The organism is Streptomyces sp. NPDC087263 (assembly GCF_044744645.1).
Lineage (GTDB): Bacteria > Actinomycetota > Actinomycetes > Streptomycetales > Streptomycetaceae > Streptomyces.
On record NZ_JBIUYT010000005.1, the window covers coordinates 49,126 to 69,099 of the forward strand.

Consider the following 19,974-nt stretch of genomic DNA (forward strand, 5'->3'; position numbering starts at 1 on the left):
CCATGGGACGCCGACTGGCGCTGCTGATCGCCACCTACGACTACCAGGACACCGGACTGCGGAGGCTAACCGCTCCGGCTCACGACGCGGAAGCGTTCGCCGCGGTCCTGAAGGATCCCGACATCGCGGGGTTCGAGGTCACCACACTGATCAACGAGCCGCATCACCGGGTGGGGGAAGCCATCGGCGACCTCTACCGTGACCGGCGGCGCGACGACCTCACCCTGCTGTATTTCACCGGTCACGGACTCAAGGACGAGGACGGCCGCCTCTATCTGGCGACGGCAAACACCCGCCGCGACAGCCTGCTGTTCACGTCCCTGCCCGCCGAGCAGGTCGACCAGGCCATGTCCGGTTCCATGTCCCGGCAGAAGGTGCTCATCCTCGACTGCTGCTACAGCGGCGCCTTCCCGGCCGGGCGCATCGCAAAGGCCGACACCGATGTGCACGCGTTGGAACGGTTCCAGGGCCGGGGCCGGATCGTACTGACCGCATCTGATGCCGCCCAGTACTCGTTCGAAGGAAACCAGCCGCACGGCGAGGCCGCCCAGTCAGTATTCACCCGCCATCTTGTGGCGGGCCTGCGGGACGGCAGCGCCGATCTCGACGGTGACGGAAACATCACCCTCGACGAGCTCTACAGCTACGTCCACGACCGGGTCGTCGACGAGATGCCACAGCAGCGCCCGAAGAAGCAGGACAATGTCGAAGGCCGCATCGTCATCGCCCGGAACATCAACTGGACCCTGCCGTCCTATCTGAGCAATGCGCTCGGCAGCCCGATCGCCACCGACCGGCTTGCCGCCCTCGACGGACTCGCCCACCTGCACCGAATCGGCAACGACAACGTCCGCAGCCACGTCCGCGAGGAGATCCGCCGCCTCGCAGACGACGACAGCCGACTCGTGTCGGCCGCAGCTGCCGCACGCCTGCGGTCCCTCCTTCCCCAACCACCCGAAACCCCCCGCGAACCACCGGCCGGTCCAGTACCCGACGCGGCGGAGACTGCGACCAAGACACTGCCCGACATTCACCCCAGTGCGGCGCCCCCGCCCGAGCACAGCAGCCACGGCCCTGACACCGCTACCCCAAGGGGCGTCAGCCCATCACCGGTCCGGCCCACTGACAGGGGCGCCCCCACCACCGGGCAGCCCTCACCAATCCCGCCGAGCACCTCGCGGCCCGACACGCCGGGTCAGCCTGCACTCGATGTGTCACCGCCCGCAGCCCGCCCGGCCGAACCCGACCTCCCCGCTCTAACCGGGCTCAACCCGACAACTTCCGCCGTCCTCCCGGCGACATCAGACGCCACTCCCCACACCGCCAACCGTCAACTCACGACGCCCGGCCCCACCCCGAGCCGCGCATCGGCGCCGACACCCACGCCGCTACCGCAGACTGCACCCCCCATCACCAACCCGGTGCCGCCCCGGCAGACCGCTCCCGAGCAGAACTGGACGAATCGGCAGCCCAGTAGCACTCTCCCCGCGACCGTCCCTACCGGCGGCGCCACCGGGCCAGAGCCCCGCCTGCAGGCGGACCCTCCCGACCAGGCGCCCCAGCCCTCTGCGGCTCCGACCGCAGGCCCCACCGGCATATCCCGACGACGGGTTCTGCTCGGCCTCGCCGGGACCATCACTGCCACCGGACTCAGTGTCGCCGGCTGGTACATCGTGAAGACCGACAACTCCCGGAGACCGAAGTGGACGTTCGCCAACGGCGGCTCGAATTACTCGTCGCCGCTGGTGTCCGGCGGGGTGGTGTATGTGGGGGGCAGCGACGAGTACCTGTATGCAGTGGATGCCGCCACTGGCAAGCAACAGTGGAAGTTCCCCACCGTCACGAATGCCGATGAGCCCTCGTCGCTAGCGATGTCCGGCGGGGTGGTGTACGTCTGCGGCGGCAAGCAGCTATATGCGGTGGATACCGCCACCGGCAAGCAACGGTGGAAGTTGCCCACAGGCGGAAACGTGTACTCGCCAGCGGTGGCCGACGGGCTGGTATACGTCAGCAGCGACGAGTACCTGTATGCGGTGGATGCCGCCACCGGCAAGCAACAGTGGAAGTTCCCCACCGCCGCCGGTGTGTTCCGGTCATCGCCAGCCGTGGCCGACGGAGTGGTGTACGTCGGCCATATCGACAATGGGCTGCTGTACGCGCTGGATGCCGCCACCGGTGAGCAGCGGTGGAAATCCGACATCGGCATCGTGTCCGGCGCACCGCCGGTGGTTGTTGGCGGCGTGATGTACTTCACCACCTTCGGCGGACAGCTGTATGCAGTGGACGCCGCCACCGGCAAGCCGCAGTGGTTGTTCATCAACGGCGGCGGTGGCTCGCCAGCGGTGTCCGGCGAGGTGGTGTACGTCGGCGGCGGCGAGTATCTGGATGCGGTGGATGCCGTCACCGGCAAGCAACAGTGGAGGTTCCCCACCGGCAGTGCCGCGTCCTCGTCACCGGCGGTGTCCGGTGGGGTGGTGTACGTCAGCACCGCCAGCGACGACAAGTACCTGTACGCGGTGGATGCCGCCACCGGCAAGCAACGGTGGAAGTTCCCCACCCACGAGCCCGCGTCCACGCCAGCGGTGTCCGGCGGGCTGGTCTACGTCAGCACGTGGGATCAACTGTATGCGGTGCCGGTGTAGACGCCGACGGAAGACGCCTACAAGCATCTGATCGATGCGATTCTGCGTGCTGATCTGGATGCCCCGCGCGAGCAGCGGCACACCGCCAAGCGGGTCTTCGACCGGCTGGTGGACGAGCGCGGAATGAACAACGTCTCCTACGGTCGAGTACGGGACTGCATCAGGCGCCGCAAGCCCGAGATCTGGGCCGAGGCCGCGGACCACCCAGCGTGTTCATCCCGCAGACACACCGCCCCGGCGAGGAGGCCGAGGTCGACTTCGGGGACGTCGACCTCACGCTCGACGGCGTACGCGCCCTGTGCTACCTGTTCGTCTTCCGGCTCCCCTTCTCCGGGAAGGCCGTTCATCACGTATCGGCTTCGCAAGGGCAGGAAGCCTTCTTCGAGGGCCATGTCCACGCCTTCCAAGTGCTGGGCGGAGTACCCAGGGGCAAAGTCCGCTACGACAACCTCACCTCCACAGTGGCCCGGGTGCTCGGCTTCACCCGGGCCCGGGTGGAGACAGACCGCTGGACGGCGTTCCGTTCCTAGGCCGACCTGGACGCCTTCTACTGCCGGCCCGGCATCGACGGCACCCAGGAGAAGGGCGGCGTCGAGGGCGAAGTCGGCCTGATCCGCCGCAACCACCTGGTCCCTGTCCCCGACGTCACCACCCTGGCCGAGCTCAACACCCGGATCGATGAGTGGGACCGGCAGGACGACCAGCGCCGGATCGGCGAGCGCCCGTGCAGCGTCGGCGAGTACTTCGCCATCGAAAAGCCCCTGCTCCAACCGCTGCCGGCAGACCACTTCGAGACCGGGCGGCTCCTGACCCCGCGCGTGGACCGCTACGCGCAGATCACCGTGCGGCAGAACCACTACTCGATGCCGGTACGGCTGATAGGCCGCCAGGTCCGGGTCCTGCTGCCCGCCTCCGAAGTGGTGGTCTACGAGGGCCGCGCCGAAGTCGCCCGGCACGAGCTCCTCATCACACGCGGCGGGAGCCGCCTCGACCTGGACCACTACCTGGAAGGACTGCTGCGCAAGCCAGGCGCGCTGCCCGGGGCAACCGCACTGGACCAAGCCCGCTCCGCCGGGAAGTTCACCCCCGTGCACGACGCCTGGTGGGAAACCGCCCGCCACGACCACGTCGTCGCCGGGATCGCCGCCGCCCTGCGGGCCCGGGGCCCTGACCGCAGACGCAGTGGCCCTGGAAGCCCGCCTGGCCGCCGAAGGCGAAACTCCAAGCGAGCCGGGCCTGGACACGGCCCTGGGACATATCGCCTCTCCGGTGGTGTCACTGACCGCACGCAGGCTGGCCGCACTGCCCCCGGGCCCCAGGCCGCTGCCCTCGGTGGCCGCCTACGACCAGCTCCTTCGTCACACCCGACCTCCGGCCGAGCATCCCACCAGTTAAGGGAGTCCCGCGGTGCGCTCCGCCCGTCCCCGTGGTCTGACCGAGCCCGCCGCCGACGCGGCCATCGACACGGCTTGCCGCAACCTGCGCCTGCCCACCATGCGAGGGCAGTTCTCCGAGCTCGCCGACGCCGCGGCCCGCAACCAGATGACCTACCGCGGGTTCCTGGCCGAGCTGCTGATGGCCGAATGCGACGACCGCAACCGCCGCTCCGAACGCCGGATCAAAGCCGCGGGTTTCCCCCGCGAAAAGGCCGCTGTGTCTGATCGGCGACAGCGGCACCGGCAAGTCGCACCTGCTGATCGCGCTGGGCACCGAGGCCGCGATGGCCAGCTTCCGGGTCAAGTACGTCCTGGCGACCAAACTCGTCAACGAGCTCGTCGAGGCCGCCGACGAAACGCTGCTGACCAAAACGATCGCCCGCTACGGAAGGGTCGATCTTCTCTGTATTGACGAGCTGGGCTATATGGAACTGGACCGGCGCGGCGCCGAGCTACTGTTCCAGGTTCCGACCGAGCGCGAGGAGAAGAACAGTATGGCCATCGCCTCCAACGAGTCCTTCTCTAAAGCGCACATTTTCCGGCGAACCTTTGCCAGGCAGCGCCGAAACAAGGCAGGTTCCCGCCTTGTGGTGAATCGGCCCGTTCATGGGGTAGTCGGCCGTGAATACTCAGTACCCGCAGAACACGTGGACATGGAACTCTGTCCCTCATGAGCGAGCCGACCCCCTACGACCATGACCGATCCGCGTACTCCCGTGAAGGACTGGCCCGGCTCGTACTTGCCGACCACGCCACAGAGGTGGCGGACAGCGCCGCCGGGCTGGTGGGTACTCGAAACGATGTTGATACCGGACTCGCCGGTCGCGTCAGCCAAGCCCGACAGCTCATCGAACTAGCTGAGCGGACTCTGAACTCGGCCGTCGTCTACGAAGTCGAACGCGGCAGCTCCTGGGCACAGGTCGCGGCCTACCTGGATATCAGTGCTGAAGAGGCCCGAGAGCGGTACACCCCCGCTGTCCAAGCGTGGAACACCGCATTCGAGGAGCCGTATCGGTTGGACGAAACGGGCCGCAAGCGCATCCCCCAGCTGCCCACCGCGGCATACGATCCCAGCTGGGCATGCACTCAGCTGGATCGTTGGGCCTTCCTGCGGCATGTCGGGATCGACGACAGGCAGGCGGTCAGCGCTGGCCTCGTCATGGCCGACGCTGCGGACGAACCCGTACCGGCAAAGGACGGGAGCTGAGCGATGGCACTCTCTGGACTCGACGCCAAACGGGCCATCCGGCTCTCGGCCTTGACCGACGAGCTCCGCCCCCTGCTGGCGACAGGCACGGAGATGTCAGCGATCCAGTCGATGCTCAGCGCGCGTGGCATCGGCGTGATGGACTCCATCGTTGTCACCCGCGAACTGCTGGGTGCTGGGCCGGGAGACCTTGGTCTGGCAAAGACTCTGGTCCTCGCCACTCCGGCGCGCATTGGCGAACGGGAACAGCACCACGCACTTGTCGACGAACTGCTCGTGGCGCTCGACGAGGTCGACCAGGCCTGACCACATTCCGAGGCAATGCCGGGCCTGACGCGAGGTCACGGTTGCATCGGACTCTGGGCTTTACGAGCGATCCGGAAGTCACGGTATTCGTCGCACACAATGCCCTGATTGACCCAGCGTCCGGGATCCGCTCCGAGCTCCTGAACGGCCACCTGGAGGGCTTCCTCGGGAGTCGCCAGGACGGCGATTTCCCGTCCCCAGCTCTCTTCGTCCGGGTCCAGGGGCGGGAACTCGGTGACGTCGTGGAAAGTGTCGGTGCCAGCGTCCACGACTTCGCTGAGATAGACGGTGACGCCCGAGCGGTCGGGGCTGATGGCAATCCAGCGAACGACTTGGCGGCCGTCGCGCTCGATGCCGCCGAGGAACTGCTCGATCTCCTTCCCTCGGTGCAGTGCTCCAAGGGCGAACACGGGCGACAGGTGTCGCACCTCAGTGTCTCCGTTCACGCTGTTCGGGGAGGCGTCCAGCCTCGACATGGTCGGCAAGGTAGATCATGACGCCTTCGGGGTCCATGCCGAGGACCGCGGCGACGAGCTTCGGGTCGAGGGTGTTCACCAGGTCGGCCAGCCGGGTGCACCGCAGCGTCCGGGGCGGAACACCGCAGGGGTCCATGATGTGACTGACATAGGCAGTCGAGGCCGCGGACCGGCCGGATTTGGTGATCTTCGTGACGATCACGTGGGGGTTGTCGGTGCGCTGGCTCTCGCGGTGGGCCAGACAGCGTTGTAATACCGACCAGCTGGCCGGGTCCATCGGCACCGGATGCGGGCGTTTGCCCAGTTGGACGGTGCGGTTGATCGGCTCGATGTCGTCCACGCACAGGTTTCGCACTTCGCTGCTGGAGGCCGCGTGCAGGAGGGCCAGCATTCCGAGGAAGGCCTCGTGGGGGTGGGCGTCGGTGGTGGTGGTCCAGCGGCGGAACAGCTGGCGCTGCTGGTCGACGGCGACGGTGGCGCCGCTGAACCCGGACGGGCCTTTCGCCTTCAGACCGCGGGTGGGGTCGACGAGGACGACTTTGCCAGAGCGGGCGAAGCGGAAGTACTGCCGCAGTACGGTCAGTCGGCGCTGGCGGGCCTTGGGCCGGGTGGCCAGGAACGCTTCGATGTCGTCGACGTCGGCGAGGGCCCAGTCGAGTTTGCCGCGCTGGTCGGCCAGGAAGCGGGCGAGGTCGCGGACGATGGCCAGGGTCGCCTCGATGGTGATGTCGGCGCGCGGCAGGGTCCCGGCGCGCAGGGCACGTTCACGTGCTCGCAGCAGTGCGTCGGAGAACGCCTGGATCTGGGGCCGCAGCGGCAGCGGGGCGGCTTCGATGCGGCGTCGGCGGCGGCCGGCCGCTAGCTGGTCGGCGTGGTTGGTCGGCAGCGCCAGGGCGCGCTGGGTGAAGAAGTCCTCCAGCGCGCGGGCGAGGGAGCCCATCGAGCGGCCGGGGCGACGAGCACGCTCCAGGAGAGCCTGCGGATGATTGGGGTGTTCGTCCTCCAGGAGCCGACCGAGAGCGCTGATCATGGTGCAGGCCCGGCTGGCGCAGTGCCGGGCGGCGAGGTGGCCGGCGAAGTCGCCCAGCCACGGCGGTGGGTCGGTGAGGCGTTCTTGCAGGTTGGCGGCGGTGATGAACAGCCGGTCGGGGTGCTTCTGCCAGCAGGCCGAGCACAGTCCCAGTCCGGCATGGCTTCGCACCTGGCCGCACCCGGCGCACGCACGCGGTGGCTGCTTGGGCTGGCGGACGCGTGAGCAGTGGCCGCACCAGCCGGTGGCGGTCTGCAGGAAGCCGGGCCGTTGGCAGCGCGGGCAGGTCCGTTTGGCCGCGACTCGCTCGGCTTCCCGCCGACAGGCCCCGCGGCTGGTGGCGGCCGGAGAGCGCACCGGCCGGCCGCAGGTGGTGCAGGTCCGCGAGCAGTTGATGCACCGTCCGGTGTCTTTCTGCAGGACCCGTGACTTTCGGCAGGTCGGGCAGGGGGTTCGGGTGGCTTCGTCCTTGAGCCGGGCGGTGCAGCGGCAGCAGTAGTCCCGGCCGATGATCCCGACCGACGCCCCGCAGCCGACGCAATCCCGCTGTCACATGCCCATCGTCGCCCCGTCCCCGTTCGCGTCAGATCGGAGGCATGGACCGGCCGGTGGCTGAGGCGGCCCGGGGCAGCTCTGCTGCTGGTCGGGCGGGGGTGGCGGGGCGTTGGACGGGGGTGGTGTCGACCTCGATCAGGTCGTTGGGGGTGCATTCGAGCGCGGTACACAGCGCGGCCAGGGTCGACATCTTCACCTGCGAGGGCTCCTTGGTGAACAGCGCCGACACCGATGCTGAGGACAGCTCCAGGCCGGCCCGTTCGGCCAGGAGCCGCCGCAGTTGGGCGCCGGTCCAGACCTCGCGCTGGGCGGCGGCGATCCGTAGCTTCCACTTGATGTTCACGACGCGGGATCCTCTCCGGTGAGCTCGCTGAGGGTGCTGGTCACCGCACGGCGATAGGCGTCCTCGATGAACGTGGCCGAGGGCCGGACGTATCGCATGGTTGAACTGACGGTCCAGTGACCGAGGAGTTGCTGGATGGCCACCAGGTCCACGCCGCGTTCGTAGTTGTGGGTCGCGCAGGCCCGGCGCAGGGCATGCGGGCTGAAGCGGACTGCGGACGGGCAGCCTTCGAGTTCCATCAGATAGCGCAGCCGGTTACGGACGGTGCCCTGGTGGAGGTGGCCGCCGGACTCGTCGGCGAACAGCGCGGGCGAGTCGGGGAACTTGCCGCGCACGTCGTCCAGGAACCAGTGCAGGACCACGTCCAGCTGGTCGAGCATGGGCACCCAACGCGGCCGCGGCCCGGAGGTGTGGGCGCCCTTGCCGAAGCGCACGTGCAGTTTCCCGAACGGGCCGCGGTCGAAGTGGACATCGGGGCGGTCGAGGCGCGCTGCCTCGTCCGAGCGCAGGCCGGCGTGATACAGCGTCCGTAACAGCGCATAGTCGCGGGCGGCGGGTGCGTACTTGCGGGCGGTGGCGATGCGGGCTTTGAGGAAGGCGAAGAACTCCTCGACGCGCTCCGGGGTCGGTGGCGGCAGCAGAGCTGGCGAGTCGTCGCCGACATGGCGCGAGGCGTTGAACTCGTCGACCGGGCAGACCAGCCGGATCCCGAACGCGGCCTCGATCTCCACGGCCTTGCGGGCCTGCAGGAACCGGTGGAAGCCCTTGAAGATCTGGACATAGCCACGGCGGGTGGACGGGGCACGCCCGTCCACCGCCAAGCCGCCGACCACGCGGTCGATGTCCTCAGGAGTGACGTCCCAAGCGGGCCGGCGCAGGGCTTGCAGCGTCCGCTCCAGCAGGCCGGTGTCGTTCTCGATGGCCACCGGGCTGAACCCGCGGGCCCGCCAGGAGGCCACGAACGCTTCCACGCATAACGCCTGGAACTCCCACGGGTCCAGGGCAGCTGGCAGGTCAGAGACTGCTCGGCCCTCGATCACCCGCAGACGCGACTCCACCATCGGGCACACCTTCCTCGCACCTGATGAATGAAGGTAGCGCCTTCAAAAGCATGCTGTCAGCGAGACAATCAAAGAGACGCCCAGGACCCGCCTACGGCCAGGTGCCAGGGCAGACTCCTCGCGGGGAACAAGTGCCAGCCCCAGTTGCGTGGACCAAGACGTTCACCGAGGCTCTGCGCGGCCATAGTGGACCGCCTCACCTTCGGCGGCAACATCATCGAGACCGGCACCGACTCCTACCGACTCGCCCACACCAAGGCCCGCGCCGAGCACGCCCAGTAGTTGGCGGGGGGACGGACCAGGTCCTACAGGGCAACCATCAGGTGTGCAGGATGCGCAGGGCGAGCAGTGTCTGCCAGGTCCAGCCGATCGTGAGTGAGAGACGCTGGATCAGTCCGCCGAGGTCGACCCAGCGTTGATGCTGGCTGAACGCGGCACTGGCCAGGGCCATCGTCGCTGCGAAGAGCACGCCGCTGGCGATCGAGTAGATGGCCCACCCGGGCGAGTGGGACAGGGCGAATACGAAACAGGCCACCGTAAGGGCGAGGAATCCGATGAGCGAGAACAGGTCGTGCAGCGCCCCTGCGCGGGTGTGGTGCTGGAGCTGATCAGGGGTGCCGGGAGGATAGCCGCTCACCGGATCTGTCCGGAAGGCGCCTGCACTCAGCAGGCCCACCGCCCACACACCGATCAGCAAAGCACCCCACGCGGAAGGCCCTACACGCCACAGGCCCACCGCGAAGACCAGCGACAGTAAGCCCGCGAGGAGGAAGTTGACGGTCTGCGCCCACCCGGCACGGCCGAGGGAGAGCGAACTGACGGGATGACGGAACGGTTGGTAGTCCACACGGCTGGCGCCTTCCAGCAGATACGTGAGGGTGAATACAGGGCCAGCGGCCATCCCGCAGGCAAGAAGCGCTTGATTACCCATCATGTCAACATAGGTTGACGAGGTAGGTACGTCAACCTATGTTGACATGACTGTGAACGTCCCCCGAGACTCGCTAAGGCATCGACTCGCGCCTCTGCTCCGCGAGATCAATTGCGGAACAACCCTCAGGGTCCCTGACCGGCATCCGAACTCCACAACACGACTACAGCGACCCCGTAGTGGCGCCAATCAACTTGTTCAAAGCCAAATACTCAAAGCCTTCAAACCTGCTCAACACCCCACTCGCCCTCGCCTGTCAATCCCCCCGTTTCGTGGAGACCTTCCTATGCAGCCAGATCCTCGGCGAGGCCGGCCCAGTAGTCGTGTTGGCCTCGATCTTTCGTGACGGCTTTCCGGTTCATCCTGTGGGCCGTTCGGCATGTTGGGTCGGGTGCGGGCAGGCCAGCGGCCCGGCTGTCGCGTCGGGTGGGCGCCGGGTTACACGCCACCGGCGTGCGCATTCTGGTCGTTGGGGCGGGTTGTCGCTGCTGGTCAGTCGGGGTTCGGGAGTGCCTGCAGACGTGCGATCGCGCCGGTGATCACGTCGGTCCAAGGCCAGTGTGTCGCGAATTTCAGCTGCCGACGGCGGGCTGTGGTGACGAGCTGGGCGGCGGCGGAGAACAGACGGATCCGCAGACGGCGTGGCTCCCAGAGCCGGGCCCGGCCGGTCAGGGCGAGCATCGGCATCCAGGCGAGCAGGTCCAGGGCGAGCTGGACGATCTCCAGCCAGATCCGGTTCTGCGCCGTGCCGTGGAGTGGCAGGTTGCGCAGGCCGGTGGCACGGGCACCTCGAATGCGGTCTTCGGCTCTAGGACCTGTCCTGCCGATCGTGCCGCAGACGCGGGGTCTGGCACGCACATCTGCCGCGTTCTCGTCGGTCGCCGACGCGCCGCGTCGACTCCCTCCTCCGCCTTGCAGCTGCATGCACCAGACCCCGCTCACGGCGTTCATAAGGCGCCGCCGATTTCCCGCGACTTGATCGGCCGGACGGGCCCTAGCCCGTTGGCGGTGGCGCAGCTCGAGGGCGGCGATCGCCGTGCCGGTGGTATTGGTGGCGAAGCAGGTCAGCCGCAGTCCGTCGGCGTCCATGAAGCGCAACTGGGCGCCGGGGTGCGGACGTTCCTTGCGGACGATCAGCCGCATTCCCTTCGGCCAGCCCTTGATTACGTCGCCGTCGAGCTCGGCGATCCAGGCGCCTTCACGGACCTCGCCGCCGGGCTCGGTGGCCGCCGTCCAGGCGAGCCTGGAACCTTCAGAACGGCGTGGTGGGTCTACTCGGTGATAGTCATGCCGACCGAGTACGACAGCCACCGGCCTCGCCTGGCCAGCCAGGCCACGAACTCGTGGGTGCCGCCGCCGGAATCGGTCCGGATCAGTGTCTGACGTCCGCGCCGGTACTTCATCGGTAGCTGGGCCAGGGCGAGTTGGGCGGTGGTGATGTGGTCGGCGGCTGTGTTGCTGCCAGCGTTGCCAGGCCGCAGCAAGCCCGCGACCGGCTCCCCGCTGCCGCCTCGGCCGTGATCGACGAAAGCCATCAGCGGGTGGTGTCCGAACGTCTTCTTCCAGGTCGCGGCGGCATCCTGCTTCTCGGAGTGAGCCAGCACGAGCACCCCGTCGATGTCCACGATCACTTGTCCGCTGGCGTCCGGTCCCGCTTGTCCAGCCAACTCCCAGACGTGTTCGCGGACATGGGCCCGTGCGGTGCGGATCGCCGCCAGGGCCTTAGGCCCGGCCGAGGCGAGGACATCGATGAGGCGGGAGACGGTGGGATCAGGAGCCACCGGACCGAACACCCCCGGCTCGGCCCGCAGCTTCCCCACGTCGGCGAGGCAGTCTCCGCCGACCGCGACCGCGAGCGCCACATCCAGCAGGACTTTGCCCGGGTCGTGCACCGCCCGGGGCTTGCGCCACGGTGACAGTGCCGTCGATATCGCCTGATCCAGCCCAGTCTTGCGGACCGTGTCCTCCAGCAGCACAGCCCCGGCCTGCGAGACCACGGCCCGACCGCCGCCCTCGACGCAGACACGCGGGTAAGGTCCGATACGTTTCATCACCTGGGAAATGCCTCCAGACGGTACGAAAACTAGGACCTCGACAATCCTCATTCTCGCTGGTCAGAGGTACTTTCTGATTTCGTGATCACTGGCCGGACAGCTCACTTTGTGAAAGCTCGCGGCTAAAAGCCGCCGCCGGCACAGACCGCCGCATCGACGAATGGCACCGACATAGCCAGGGACAACGCGCTCCCGGTGCCTGCACCTGGCGGGGACAGGCACCAAACGTCCGCAACTGCCAAGCTGGCATGCATGGACCATCGACCACACAGCATGGACCAGCGAGCCGAACTCGGTACCTTTCTCCGCGCCAGGCGTGGCCGGCTCCAGCCGCAGGACGTCGGCCTCATCGACTACGGCCGCCGCCGGGTACCCGGACTGCGCCGCGAGGAGCTCGCGCAGCTGGCCGGAGTCAGCGTGGGCTACTACACGAGGCTCGAGCAGGGACAGAGCCCCAACGCCTCGGACGCCGTGCTGGATGCGATCGCCCGGGTGCTGCGGCTCAGTGAGGCCGAGCGCGCTCACCTGCACGGCCTGGCCCGCAACAAACCGCGTACTCGGCGCCGCTCCCGGCCCGAACAGGTCCGCCCCGGTATCCGGCTGATGATCGAGTCCATGGGAGACGTGCCCGCCCTGGTCCTGGGCCGCAGCGGCGACGTGCTGTGCTGGAATCGCATGGCGCATGCCCTGCTCGCAGCGCACATCGACTTCGACGCACCGGCCCATGCAGGCAGCCGCCCCAGCGTGGCCCGCCTCGTGTTTCTCGACCCTCACACGCGTGAGCTGTATGCCGACTGGCACGAAAAAGCCCGGGACACCGTGGCCGACCTGCGCATGACGGCAGCCCGCTACCCCGACGATCCCCGCTTCACCGAGCTCATAGGCGAACTCACCCTGCACAGCCCCGAGTTCGCCTCTCTGTGGGCCGCACACACCGTGCGCCCCTGTGTGCAGTTCACCCGGGACTTCCAACATCCTCTGGTCGGCGCGCTGACCTTGACCAACGAACTGCTCGACCTGCCACATGACGAAGGACAGCGCGTGGCGGTCTTCAACGCCGAGCCCGGCTCGTCCTCACACGCGGCGCTCCAGCTGCTGTCCGACCTGAGCTTGTCGCCCTCGGTCGCCCAGCAGGAAACCGCCGTAGCCGACTGATCACCGGCTCCTGAACGTTCGCCGCGCCCTCGGGGGCGCGCGGACCCCGCCCGGCCTGGCCTCGTCATCCCCCGTCGCTGCCAGGCCGGGCCTTTTTCCGTCTCCTCGACGCCGCTGCAGTGGGCCGAATTTCTCGTGCCACGACCTGCTGCAGCACACAAGCAGCGCACGCCGGCCGCTCGGCGCAACCTCCGCCCGGATGTCCGCCCCGATTACGACAACCCCGCACTGTGCGCGGGCGTTTGCTGCCTGACGTTGGTGAAGTAACACCCCGAGACCTTCACTGACGATCGATGGTCGGCTGGAGCCTGCACCTGCCAGGGGTAGACACCGCGGGCCTGCCCACCACAGAGGGCTGGGTAGCGCACCCCCCGGACCACAGGCTTGTTCTCACCCACCCAAAGCTCATTTGTGAGAGGCATCCCACCATGGTGGTAACCAACACCCCCCATCTCGCTTCCGAAACACCCGACAAACTGGGCGTGCGGGGCTGGCTCACCCTGATCACGCTGTGCAGTGCAACCTTCCTGATCGCGCTGGACTTCTCGATCGTCACGGTGGCGCTGCCTGAGATCGGTCGCGATCTGAACTTCGCCACCGCCGGCGACCTGCAGTGGGTGGCCACCGCCTGCCTGCTGCCCACAGCAAGCCTCCTCCTGCTCTTCGGCCGTGTCTCGGACCTCGTCGGCCGGCGCCGCCTGTTCATCCTGGGCATCATCCTGTTCACCGGGCTGTCTCTGGTGGGCGGGCTCGCACCCAACCCCGCCGTCCTCATCTCGGCCCGCGCCGGCCAGGGTATTGCCGCCGCGATGATCGGCCCCACCGCCATTGCCCTGATGACCGCCTCCTTCCGCGAAGGACCGCAGCGCACCAAGGCCCTCGCGGTCAACGGCGCCCTGCTCTCCCTTGGCTTCGTCATCGGCACCATCGGCGGCGGCCTCATCACCAGCGGCCTCAGCTGGCGCTGGACCATGCTGATCATGGTGTTTCTCGGTGCGTTCGTCCTGCTCGGCGCGGCGGTCCTGCTGCCCAAGGACGGCGCCCCTGTCGCCGCCCGGCTCGACGTACCCGGCGCAATCCTGGCCAGCGGCGGTTTGTTCGCTCTGGTCTATGGCATCTCCACGGGTGCCGACGCCGGCTGGACCAGCGGTTCCACGCTCGGCTCCCTCATCGCCGCCGTGCTACTCATTGCCGCCTTCCTGCTCGTCGAAGCCCGCCACCCGGCCCCCCTCGTCTCGCTGGAACTGCTCAAGCGGCCCACGGTCAAGTGGAGTTTCGTCGTCGGCTTCGTCACCTTCGGCATGTGCGGCGGTACCACCGTGCTACTCAGCCTCTACATGCAGGACGTCCTGGGCTACTCGGCACTGGCGACCGGCTTCGGCTTCCTCGCCGAAGGTGCCACCGCCCTTGTTGCTGGCACCATCGCATCAAAGCTGATCGGCTCACTGGGCACCCGCCAGACCATGGTTCTCGGACTTCTGGTGCAGGCCATCGGTACCGGATTCATGGTCTTCCTGCCCGCGAACAGCAACCTCCCGCTGCTGCTGATGGTCACCTCGGGCGTGATGGGCTTCGGCCACGTCCTGGCCGTCGTCGCCTTCATCACCACCCTCACCTCCGGCCTGCGCAGTGACGAGCAAGGTGTGGCCGGCGCGCTCTCGCAGATGCCGCAGTTCGTCGGAGCCATCGGCGTGGCCGGGCTGGCCGCCATCGTCACCGCCCGCTCCGCCGCACTCGCCTCCACCACCACGGCAAAGCTCGCAACCCTCGGGGGACTGCACGCCGCGACACTCACCGCAGGATTCGTCTGCATCGCCGGCCTGCTCGTCGCACTCACCCTGCTGCGCCGCGCGGCCCCCGCTCCGGAGCCCGCACCCGCAGCCTGACCCCTCTCAGCGGCAACCCCGAGTGAGCTGCCAAGCTCCCCGAGCCCGGTGTGACACAGCCCTCAATGCCCCTGTCACACCGGGCTCGTTGCTGTCCCGCAAACAGTTCGGACAGTTGTCGGCAGTCTCGACTCCCCATGAGTGCCCACTCGGGGGCTGCGGCCAGGGTGCAGTGGTCACCGTCAACGAATGAGGTGCGCACGTTGCTGAGGACAGCGGAACAGCCGTCCGCGGCGTCGGCAGCGACTGCCTGCGAGGACACCCCCGGCCGTCGCCCCGACACGGACGCTTGGTCACCTGAGAAGTGCTTCTTTCCTCACAGCCACCATGACTCTCGATAAGCAGGAGCGCTTCTCGCGTTTGTGATCAAGCCTCGGACGGCCGAGCTCATGAAAACGCGAGGTTAGTCGATCGGGCTGTTCCAGTCGCTACACGCTGTGTAGCCGGTGTGTGTGTTGTAGAAGTCGGTGATCCAAGTCGCGATCCGGATCCAGGCCTCGGCGCGGGTGGCGAAGGTGTGCCGGTGGAGGTACTCCACCTTCAGCGCGCTGTTGAACGCCTCACTGACGGCGTTGTCAAAGCACGAACCGACCCGGCCCATGGACTGGGTGACGCCCAGTCCGCGGCAGGCCCGGCGGAATTTCCGACACGCGTATTCGCTGCCGTGATCACTGTGGAAGAGGACACCGCGGACGTCCCGCCGCGAGTCGTGCCAGCCCTGTGCAAGGCGGCCACGACCAGGTCGGCGTCGTGCTTGGCGCCTGTCGCATAGCCGAGCGGCTGCGGGAGAACAGGTCGATGACCGTGGCCAAGTCCAGCTTGCCCTCGCCGGTTTTGATCTCTGTCATGTCCCCGCACCAGACCAGGTCGGGTGCCTCGGCGGTGAAGTCACGGCGCACGAAGTCCGGGGCGGCCGGCCGCTTCCCGGGCCTGGTCAGCCCCGACGCCTGTGGATCTCTCGACCCGCCGGACCGAGCTCGGCCATGATCTTCGCGATGGTGTTCACCCAGATCCGCCAGCCCTTGCGGACCGGCGCGATCTAGATCTTCGGCGAGCCGTAGGTGCCGCCGGAGCTGGTGAACTCCTCCTTGACCACCTGTACCAGCCGTAGGTGGCGCGGCTGTCGCGCGCCGGGCCTGTTGGGTGCGGCGCTTGTAGAACCACGCCTCGCCCACGCCCAGGGCGCGGCACGAGACGCGCTGCGCAATGCCGTACTCGGTCCTGAAGTCGCTGATCACCCCGACCACTTGGGACGGGTCCGCACGGCTACTCCACCCACAGGGCCGCGCACCGTTTGAGCACATCACGCTCCATGCCCAGTTCCTTGTTGTCCCGCTTGATCTGGGTGTTCTCCCGTCACAGCCGCTCCAGCGAATCGCTCTCGCCGGCCGGCGCCGTCCCCGCCTGGCGGGCCCGGGACAGCCAGCTGGCCAGGGTGGTCTCGTTGATGCCGAGGTCCTTGGCAACCTCGGCGACCGGCTTTCCGGTCTCTGTCACGATCCGTACAACGCCCTCGCGGAACTCCGGATCGAACGTCCGTCGCTTCTCCGCCATGACTCCCAACTCCCCCTGCATCCGCGGTCTTCACGCTACGAGGGGAGAGACAGGATCCCGACGGCGCTCTCCCGCCACACCGCTCTCACATACTCGTATACGTCGCGATGATCTCCGGGACATACACGCCTCCTGGGGGCGAAGGGAGTACAGACCTGCGCAAGGTTCAGGCTCCGGGCCGTACGACGCACTTCACGAACCCGGCCGGTCTCTCGGCGAGTTGGCGGAATCCCTCGTCGAGGTCGTCCAGTCGGGCCTCGTGGGTCAGCAACGGCTCCAGGGTCAGCCGCCGGGCGGACATCAGGTCCAGGCCGTCGCGGAGCGCTTGGAGCTGGCGGTGGCGCTGTGGGGTGAAGCCGTTGACGATGGTGACCCCTCGGTACCAGAGCTCGATGTCCAGTGTGCGTGGGCCGTGGTGGTGGTAGCCGGCGACGCACAACGTGCCGTGTTCCGCTGTGAGTTCGCCGGCCTGCCGCAGTCCTGCCGCCGATCCCGTGAACTCGACGACGATGTCGTACGAGCCGGGGTCGGCGTCGGACGGCGCACACGCCTCGTGCGCGCCGAGACTGGTCGCGAGGGCACGGGCCTCGGGCCGCGGATCGACGCCCACGAGATGAACGGGCTCGGCGGCCGCGGCCACTTGGACGGCGATCAGGCCCATGAAGCCCAGCCCGACGACGGCCACCCGTCGCCCCGGAGCCGGCCCGCACCTGGACAGCGCCTCGACCACGCAGGCCACCGGCTCGCCCAGGACCGTGTTGGCGTTCAGGTTGAGCGGCAACGGGAGCAGGTCCCTGGCCGGGACGTGAACGGTCTCGGCGAAGGCTCCCGAGGCGAATCCGGTGACCTGTTCCCCGACGGTCCAACCGTGGACCCCGGGACCGATCGCGCTGATCTCGCCCGACAGTTCGTGGCCCAGGCGCAGTGGCGTACCGCCATCGTGTCCCGTCCAGGCCGGCAGTTCAGAGGTGCACAGACCGGACAGCGCCGTACGTACGACGACTTCGCCGGGGCGGGGCGGGGCGTCGGGGCCCTCGACCGTCTCACTTGTGCGGGCCGAGACCACCTGGGACCAGCGCATGTCAGTGACCTCCGTGAAGTGCCAGGTTCAGGGCTCCGCGTGCCGGCGGGGCGTCGAGCAGGTGCGGTGCGGTTCCTGGCAGATCATGGGCGAGGCGGTTGGTGACAGAGGTCCACAGGCGCTGCTGGCCGGTGATGACTCCTCCGGCGAAGACGACCGTGTCGGTGCGGGCTCCGCGCGCGGCCAGCCGTGTCACCAAGCCGGCCAGAGCGTTTCCCCCCTCCGCGATGACGTCGCGGGCCAGCGCCGAGCCCTCGTCCGCCGCGGTGAAGACCGCCTGGGTGTGGCGCCCCCAGGTCTCCACACCGCCGTCCCAGCTCATCGCGGCGGCCAGCTCGGGCAGGTCCGCTGCGCCGTAGGAGCCGAGCAGCGCCTTCGTCAAAGGGTCGGCGGCGAGGTCGGTGCCGGTGTCGGTGTGGGTGAGGAGCGCGCGTGCGGCCTCGCGCACGAGAGCGGAGCCTGATCCCTCGTCGCCCAGGACCCAGCCCCAGCCTCCCGCGGACAGCCGCACGCCGGAATCGCGATGGCGCCCGACAGCTATGGAGCCGGTCCCCGCGACGACTCCGATGCCGTGCTCGAACCCGGCTGCCGGGACGAGCAGTTCGGCGTCGTTGACGACAGTGACCGGGATGCCGCCCAGTGCGCCACCCAGGGCCTCGGCGAGCAGTGAACTCTGCGCCGGCGTCTCGCACCCGTGAGCGCCGACAGCGATACGGACGAGCTCCACGTCACCGGCGATGGCACGCAGTCGGGCGATGAGCCAGTCCGCCGCCCGGCGGAGGTCACGGGTCTGCCAGTCAGTGCTCGGCAGGATGACGTCGTCAGTCACCGTGTGAGCGACGGCGTCGGCGAGGAGGACGTGGGTTTTGGTTCCGCCGATGTCGACGCCTGCTACGACGGGCCTCATACCGCGCGCTCCTCGGTCTCGGTGCTGCAGGTGCGGGCCTTGAACGGGGTCGGGGTCGGGCTCATCCGACGGCTTCCTGCGTCTTGGTGTCGGCGTGGTGGAAAACGAAGTCCTCGATGTCGACGCCCCGTGCCTGGGCCAGCGCACCCGCGAGTCGCTGCACGACGCTCGTCTGCAGGACCGTACGGACCGGGAGGGAGAGGTGACCGGGGATCGGGACGACGTACAGCAAACCGGAGCTGGTGAGGGGCATCGTGGTGAGGGCGAGGGTGGGGTGGCCCGCCTCGGCCAGCGTGCGGGCGAGGTCGAGTTCGCGGCCGTCTCCGATGGTGACGTGCAGGGTTCGGCCCGCCGACTCCATGGCGCCGTGCAGGTAGTTGCGGGTGACCAGAGCGGTGGCAGGGACCCGGCACACCTCGCGCAGCAGAAGCGCTCCGGCCTCCGTGACGGATCGCGCAGCTCCCGAGGCGACGAGGTCCGCGGCGACCATGCCGGCGGCCCGTGCCGCGAACTCGTCGACCGTGGTGCTCATCGCCCGCTCCTGTTCCTCCAACAGCCCCGCAATACCCGCCCATTCAGCGGTGATCCGCGCCAACGACCAGCCCGCGAGGGCCCGGGCGATCATCGTCAGCGCGATGAGCGTGCCCGTGTAGCCGACCGTGGAGGCATAGCTGTCGGGTTCACTGCCGAGGTCGACGCGAAGAGTCGCACTCTCGGCGAGCGGCGAAGGGGCCGCGTTGACCAGGGCGGCGCGGTGTTCGGGTGCGACATACCCGAGCGCTTCGAGCGTCTCGGTGCTGCGGCCGGACTGGGACACCCCTATGACGAGGTCCGCATCGGCGAACACCGTCCCGGGTACAAGATCACCGGCAAGTGCGCGACGGGCGGGCAGCCCGAACTCCTCGAGCAGTCGTACGGGCAGAGCGAGCGCGGCATGACTCGCACCGATCCCCGTGAAGACGGGACGTCGTGCTGTCAACACGGCGCCCAGTTCATCGAGTTGAGCGGCGACATGGGGCACGATCCGTTCCAGGGCGGCGGGCTGAGCCGCTCGGCCCTGGGAGTACGGAATGGTCCCTTCGGGAGCTGCGGGCACGGGAGTTCCTTTCGTGGGGGGAGGCGCCGATGTCGGCGCCGGGATGGGGCTGCGGACGGCGCCGGAGGCGCGCGAAGCGATGGGGGCGACTGGAGGTGTGTACGTACGAGACCTGCGGCTGGCGGAATGAGACGTACGAGGAAACGGACACGGGGGAAACAGCCGCCCCAGGCCAGGCGCACGGGTGCCCGGTGTCGGAACGGAATTTCAGCCCCCTGCGCCGGACTCTCGCGCTCTCACAACCCGGGAGGGCG

16 protein-coding genes and 5 pseudogenes are annotated in these 19,974 nt (G+C 68.3%); 9 read left to right on the forward strand and 12 right to left on the reverse strand.

Features of this window, described 5'->3' with window-relative positions:
* Positions 1-2: 2 nt before the first annotated feature.
* From ACIPC1_RS17340 to ACIPC1_RS17365, 6 genes and pseudogenes are all read left to right on the forward strand, one after another.
* Positions 3-2,642 carry a PQQ-binding-like beta-propeller repeat protein gene (locus ACIPC1_RS17340; RefSeq protein ID WP_402517778.1) on the forward strand — a complete coding sequence of 880 codons (2,640 nt, stop codon included), beginning with the start codon at positions 3-5 and terminating at the stop codon, positions 2,640-2,642.
* A 209-nt stretch (positions 2,643-2,851) separates the two neighbouring features.
* Complete coding sequence (locus tag ACIPC1_RS17345; protein ID WP_402517779.1) at positions 2,852-3,172, forward strand: hypothetical protein; 321 nt, start codon at positions 2,852-2,854, stop codon at positions 3,170-3,172.
* Between the two features lie 288 nt (positions 3,173-3,460).
* A pseudogene (locus ACIPC1_RS17350) lies at positions 3,461-3,571 on the forward strand (Mu transposase domain-containing protein); the annotation flags it as partial.
* A gap of 478 nt (positions 3,572-4,049) precedes the next feature.
* Positions 4,050-4,599, forward strand: a pseudogene (locus ACIPC1_RS17355) (ATP-binding protein); the annotation flags it as partial.
* A 149-nt stretch (positions 4,600-4,748) separates the two neighbouring features.
* On the forward strand, positions 4,749-5,285 hold the full coding sequence (locus ACIPC1_RS17360; RefSeq protein WP_402517781.1) for a hypothetical protein: 537 nt from the start codon (positions 4,749-4,751) through the stop codon (positions 5,283-5,285).
* A gap of 3 nt (positions 5,286-5,288) precedes the next feature.
* Positions 5,289-5,591: a hypothetical protein gene (locus tag ACIPC1_RS17365; protein ID WP_402517783.1), complete on the forward strand. Its 303-nt coding sequence runs from the start codon at positions 5,289-5,291 to the stop codon at positions 5,589-5,591.
* A gap of 35 nt (positions 5,592-5,626) precedes the next feature.
* Here the strand turns inward: ACIPC1_RS17365 and ACIPC1_RS17370 are convergent, their stop codons facing one another.
* The 4 genes from ACIPC1_RS17370 to ACIPC1_RS17385 form a co-directional block, all read right to left on the reverse strand.
* The gene (locus ACIPC1_RS17370) at positions 5,627-6,067 is read right to left on the reverse strand and encodes a hypothetical protein (protein ID WP_402518820.1); all 441 of its coding nucleotides are present in this window, start codon (positions 6,065-6,067) and stop codon (positions 5,627-5,629) included.
* The gene (locus ACIPC1_RS17375) at positions 6,021-7,268 is read right to left on the reverse strand and encodes a tyrosine-type recombinase/integrase (RefSeq protein ID WP_402517784.1); all 1,248 of its coding nucleotides are present in this window, start codon (positions 7,266-7,268) and stop codon (positions 6,021-6,023) included. The genes ACIPC1_RS17370 and ACIPC1_RS17375 overlap by 47 nt, the downstream gene beginning before the upstream one ends.
* A gap of 412 nt (positions 7,269-7,680) precedes the next feature.
* Complete coding sequence (locus ACIPC1_RS17380) at positions 7,681-7,995, reverse strand: helix-turn-helix transcriptional regulator (protein ID WP_316784810.1); 315 nt, start codon at positions 7,993-7,995, stop codon at positions 7,681-7,683.
* Positions 7,992-9,056 carry a tyrosine-type recombinase/integrase gene (locus tag ACIPC1_RS17385; protein ID WP_402517786.1) on the reverse strand — a complete coding sequence of 355 codons (1,065 nt, stop codon included), beginning with the start codon at positions 9,054-9,056 and terminating at the stop codon, positions 7,992-7,994. Before ACIPC1_RS17385 ends, ACIPC1_RS17380 begins: the two co-directional genes overlap by 4 nt.
* Before the next feature lie 165 nt (positions 9,057-9,221).
* On the opposite strand from ACIPC1_RS17385, the pseudogene ACIPC1_RS17390 reads away from it, so the two are divergent.
* Positions 9,222-9,338: pseudogene (locus ACIPC1_RS17390) on the forward strand (AAA family ATPase); the annotation flags it as partial.
* A gap of 37 nt (positions 9,339-9,375) precedes the next feature.
* Here the strand turns inward: ACIPC1_RS17390 and ACIPC1_RS17395 are convergent.
* From ACIPC1_RS17395 to ACIPC1_RS17405, 3 genes and pseudogenes are all read right to left on the reverse strand, one after another.
* Positions 9,376-9,990 (reverse strand): DUF998 domain-containing protein, encoded by a 615-nt coding sequence (locus ACIPC1_RS17395; RefSeq protein WP_402517789.1) that lies wholly within the window; start codon positions 9,988-9,990, stop codon positions 9,376-9,378.
* Positions 9,991-10,479: 489 nt separating this feature from the next.
* Positions 10,480-10,797, reverse strand: a pseudogene (locus ACIPC1_RS17400) (transposase); the annotation flags it as partial.
* Between the two features lie 186 nt (positions 10,798-10,983).
* Positions 10,984-12,038: pseudogene (locus ACIPC1_RS17405) on the reverse strand (IS1380 family transposase); the annotation flags it as partial.
* 276 nt (positions 12,039-12,314) lie between these two features.
* Between ACIPC1_RS17405 and ACIPC1_RS17410 the strand changes: the two are divergent.
* The gene (locus ACIPC1_RS17410; RefSeq protein WP_402518777.1) at positions 12,315-13,196 is read left to right on the forward strand and encodes a helix-turn-helix transcriptional regulator; all 882 of its coding nucleotides are present in this window, start codon (positions 12,315-12,317) and stop codon (positions 13,194-13,196) included.
* 428 nt (positions 13,197-13,624) lie between these two features.
* Positions 13,625-15,082: an MFS transporter gene (locus ACIPC1_RS17415; protein WP_402517790.1), complete on the forward strand. Its 1,458-nt coding sequence runs from the start codon at positions 13,625-13,627 to the stop codon at positions 15,080-15,082.
* Between the two features lie 403 nt (positions 15,083-15,485).
* On the opposite strand, the gene ACIPC1_RS17420 is transcribed toward ACIPC1_RS17415, so the two are convergent.
* The 5 genes from ACIPC1_RS17420 to ACIPC1_RS17440 all read right to left on the reverse strand — a co-directional run bounded on the left by ACIPC1_RS17420 (position 15,486) and on the right by ACIPC1_RS17440 (position 19,720).
* Positions 15,486-15,701: an integrase core domain-containing protein gene (locus ACIPC1_RS17420; protein WP_402518778.1), complete on the reverse strand. Its 216-nt coding sequence runs from the start codon at positions 15,699-15,701 to the stop codon at positions 15,486-15,488.
* Between the two features lie 737 nt (positions 15,702-16,438).
* A complete protein-coding gene (locus ACIPC1_RS17425; RefSeq protein ID WP_402517792.1) occupies positions 16,439-16,636 on the reverse strand; it encodes a transposase in 198 nt (65 codons plus the stop codon).
* A gap of 166 nt (positions 16,637-16,802) precedes the next feature.
* On the reverse strand, positions 16,803-17,717 hold the full coding sequence (locus ACIPC1_RS17430) for an alcohol dehydrogenase catalytic domain-containing protein (protein ID WP_402517794.1): 915 nt from the start codon (positions 17,715-17,717) through the stop codon (positions 16,803-16,805).
* A 1-nt stretch (position 17,718) separates the two neighbouring features.
* On the reverse strand, positions 17,719-18,624 hold the full coding sequence (locus tag ACIPC1_RS17435) for an N-acetylglucosamine kinase (protein WP_402517796.1): 906 nt from the start codon (positions 18,622-18,624) through the stop codon (positions 17,719-17,721).
* Positions 18,625-18,685: 61 nt separating this feature from the next.
* Entirely contained in the window at positions 18,686-19,720 is a 1,035-nt protein-coding gene (locus ACIPC1_RS17440) for an SIS domain-containing protein (protein WP_402517797.1), read from the reverse strand.
* Positions 19,721-19,974 lie beyond the last annotated feature (254 nt).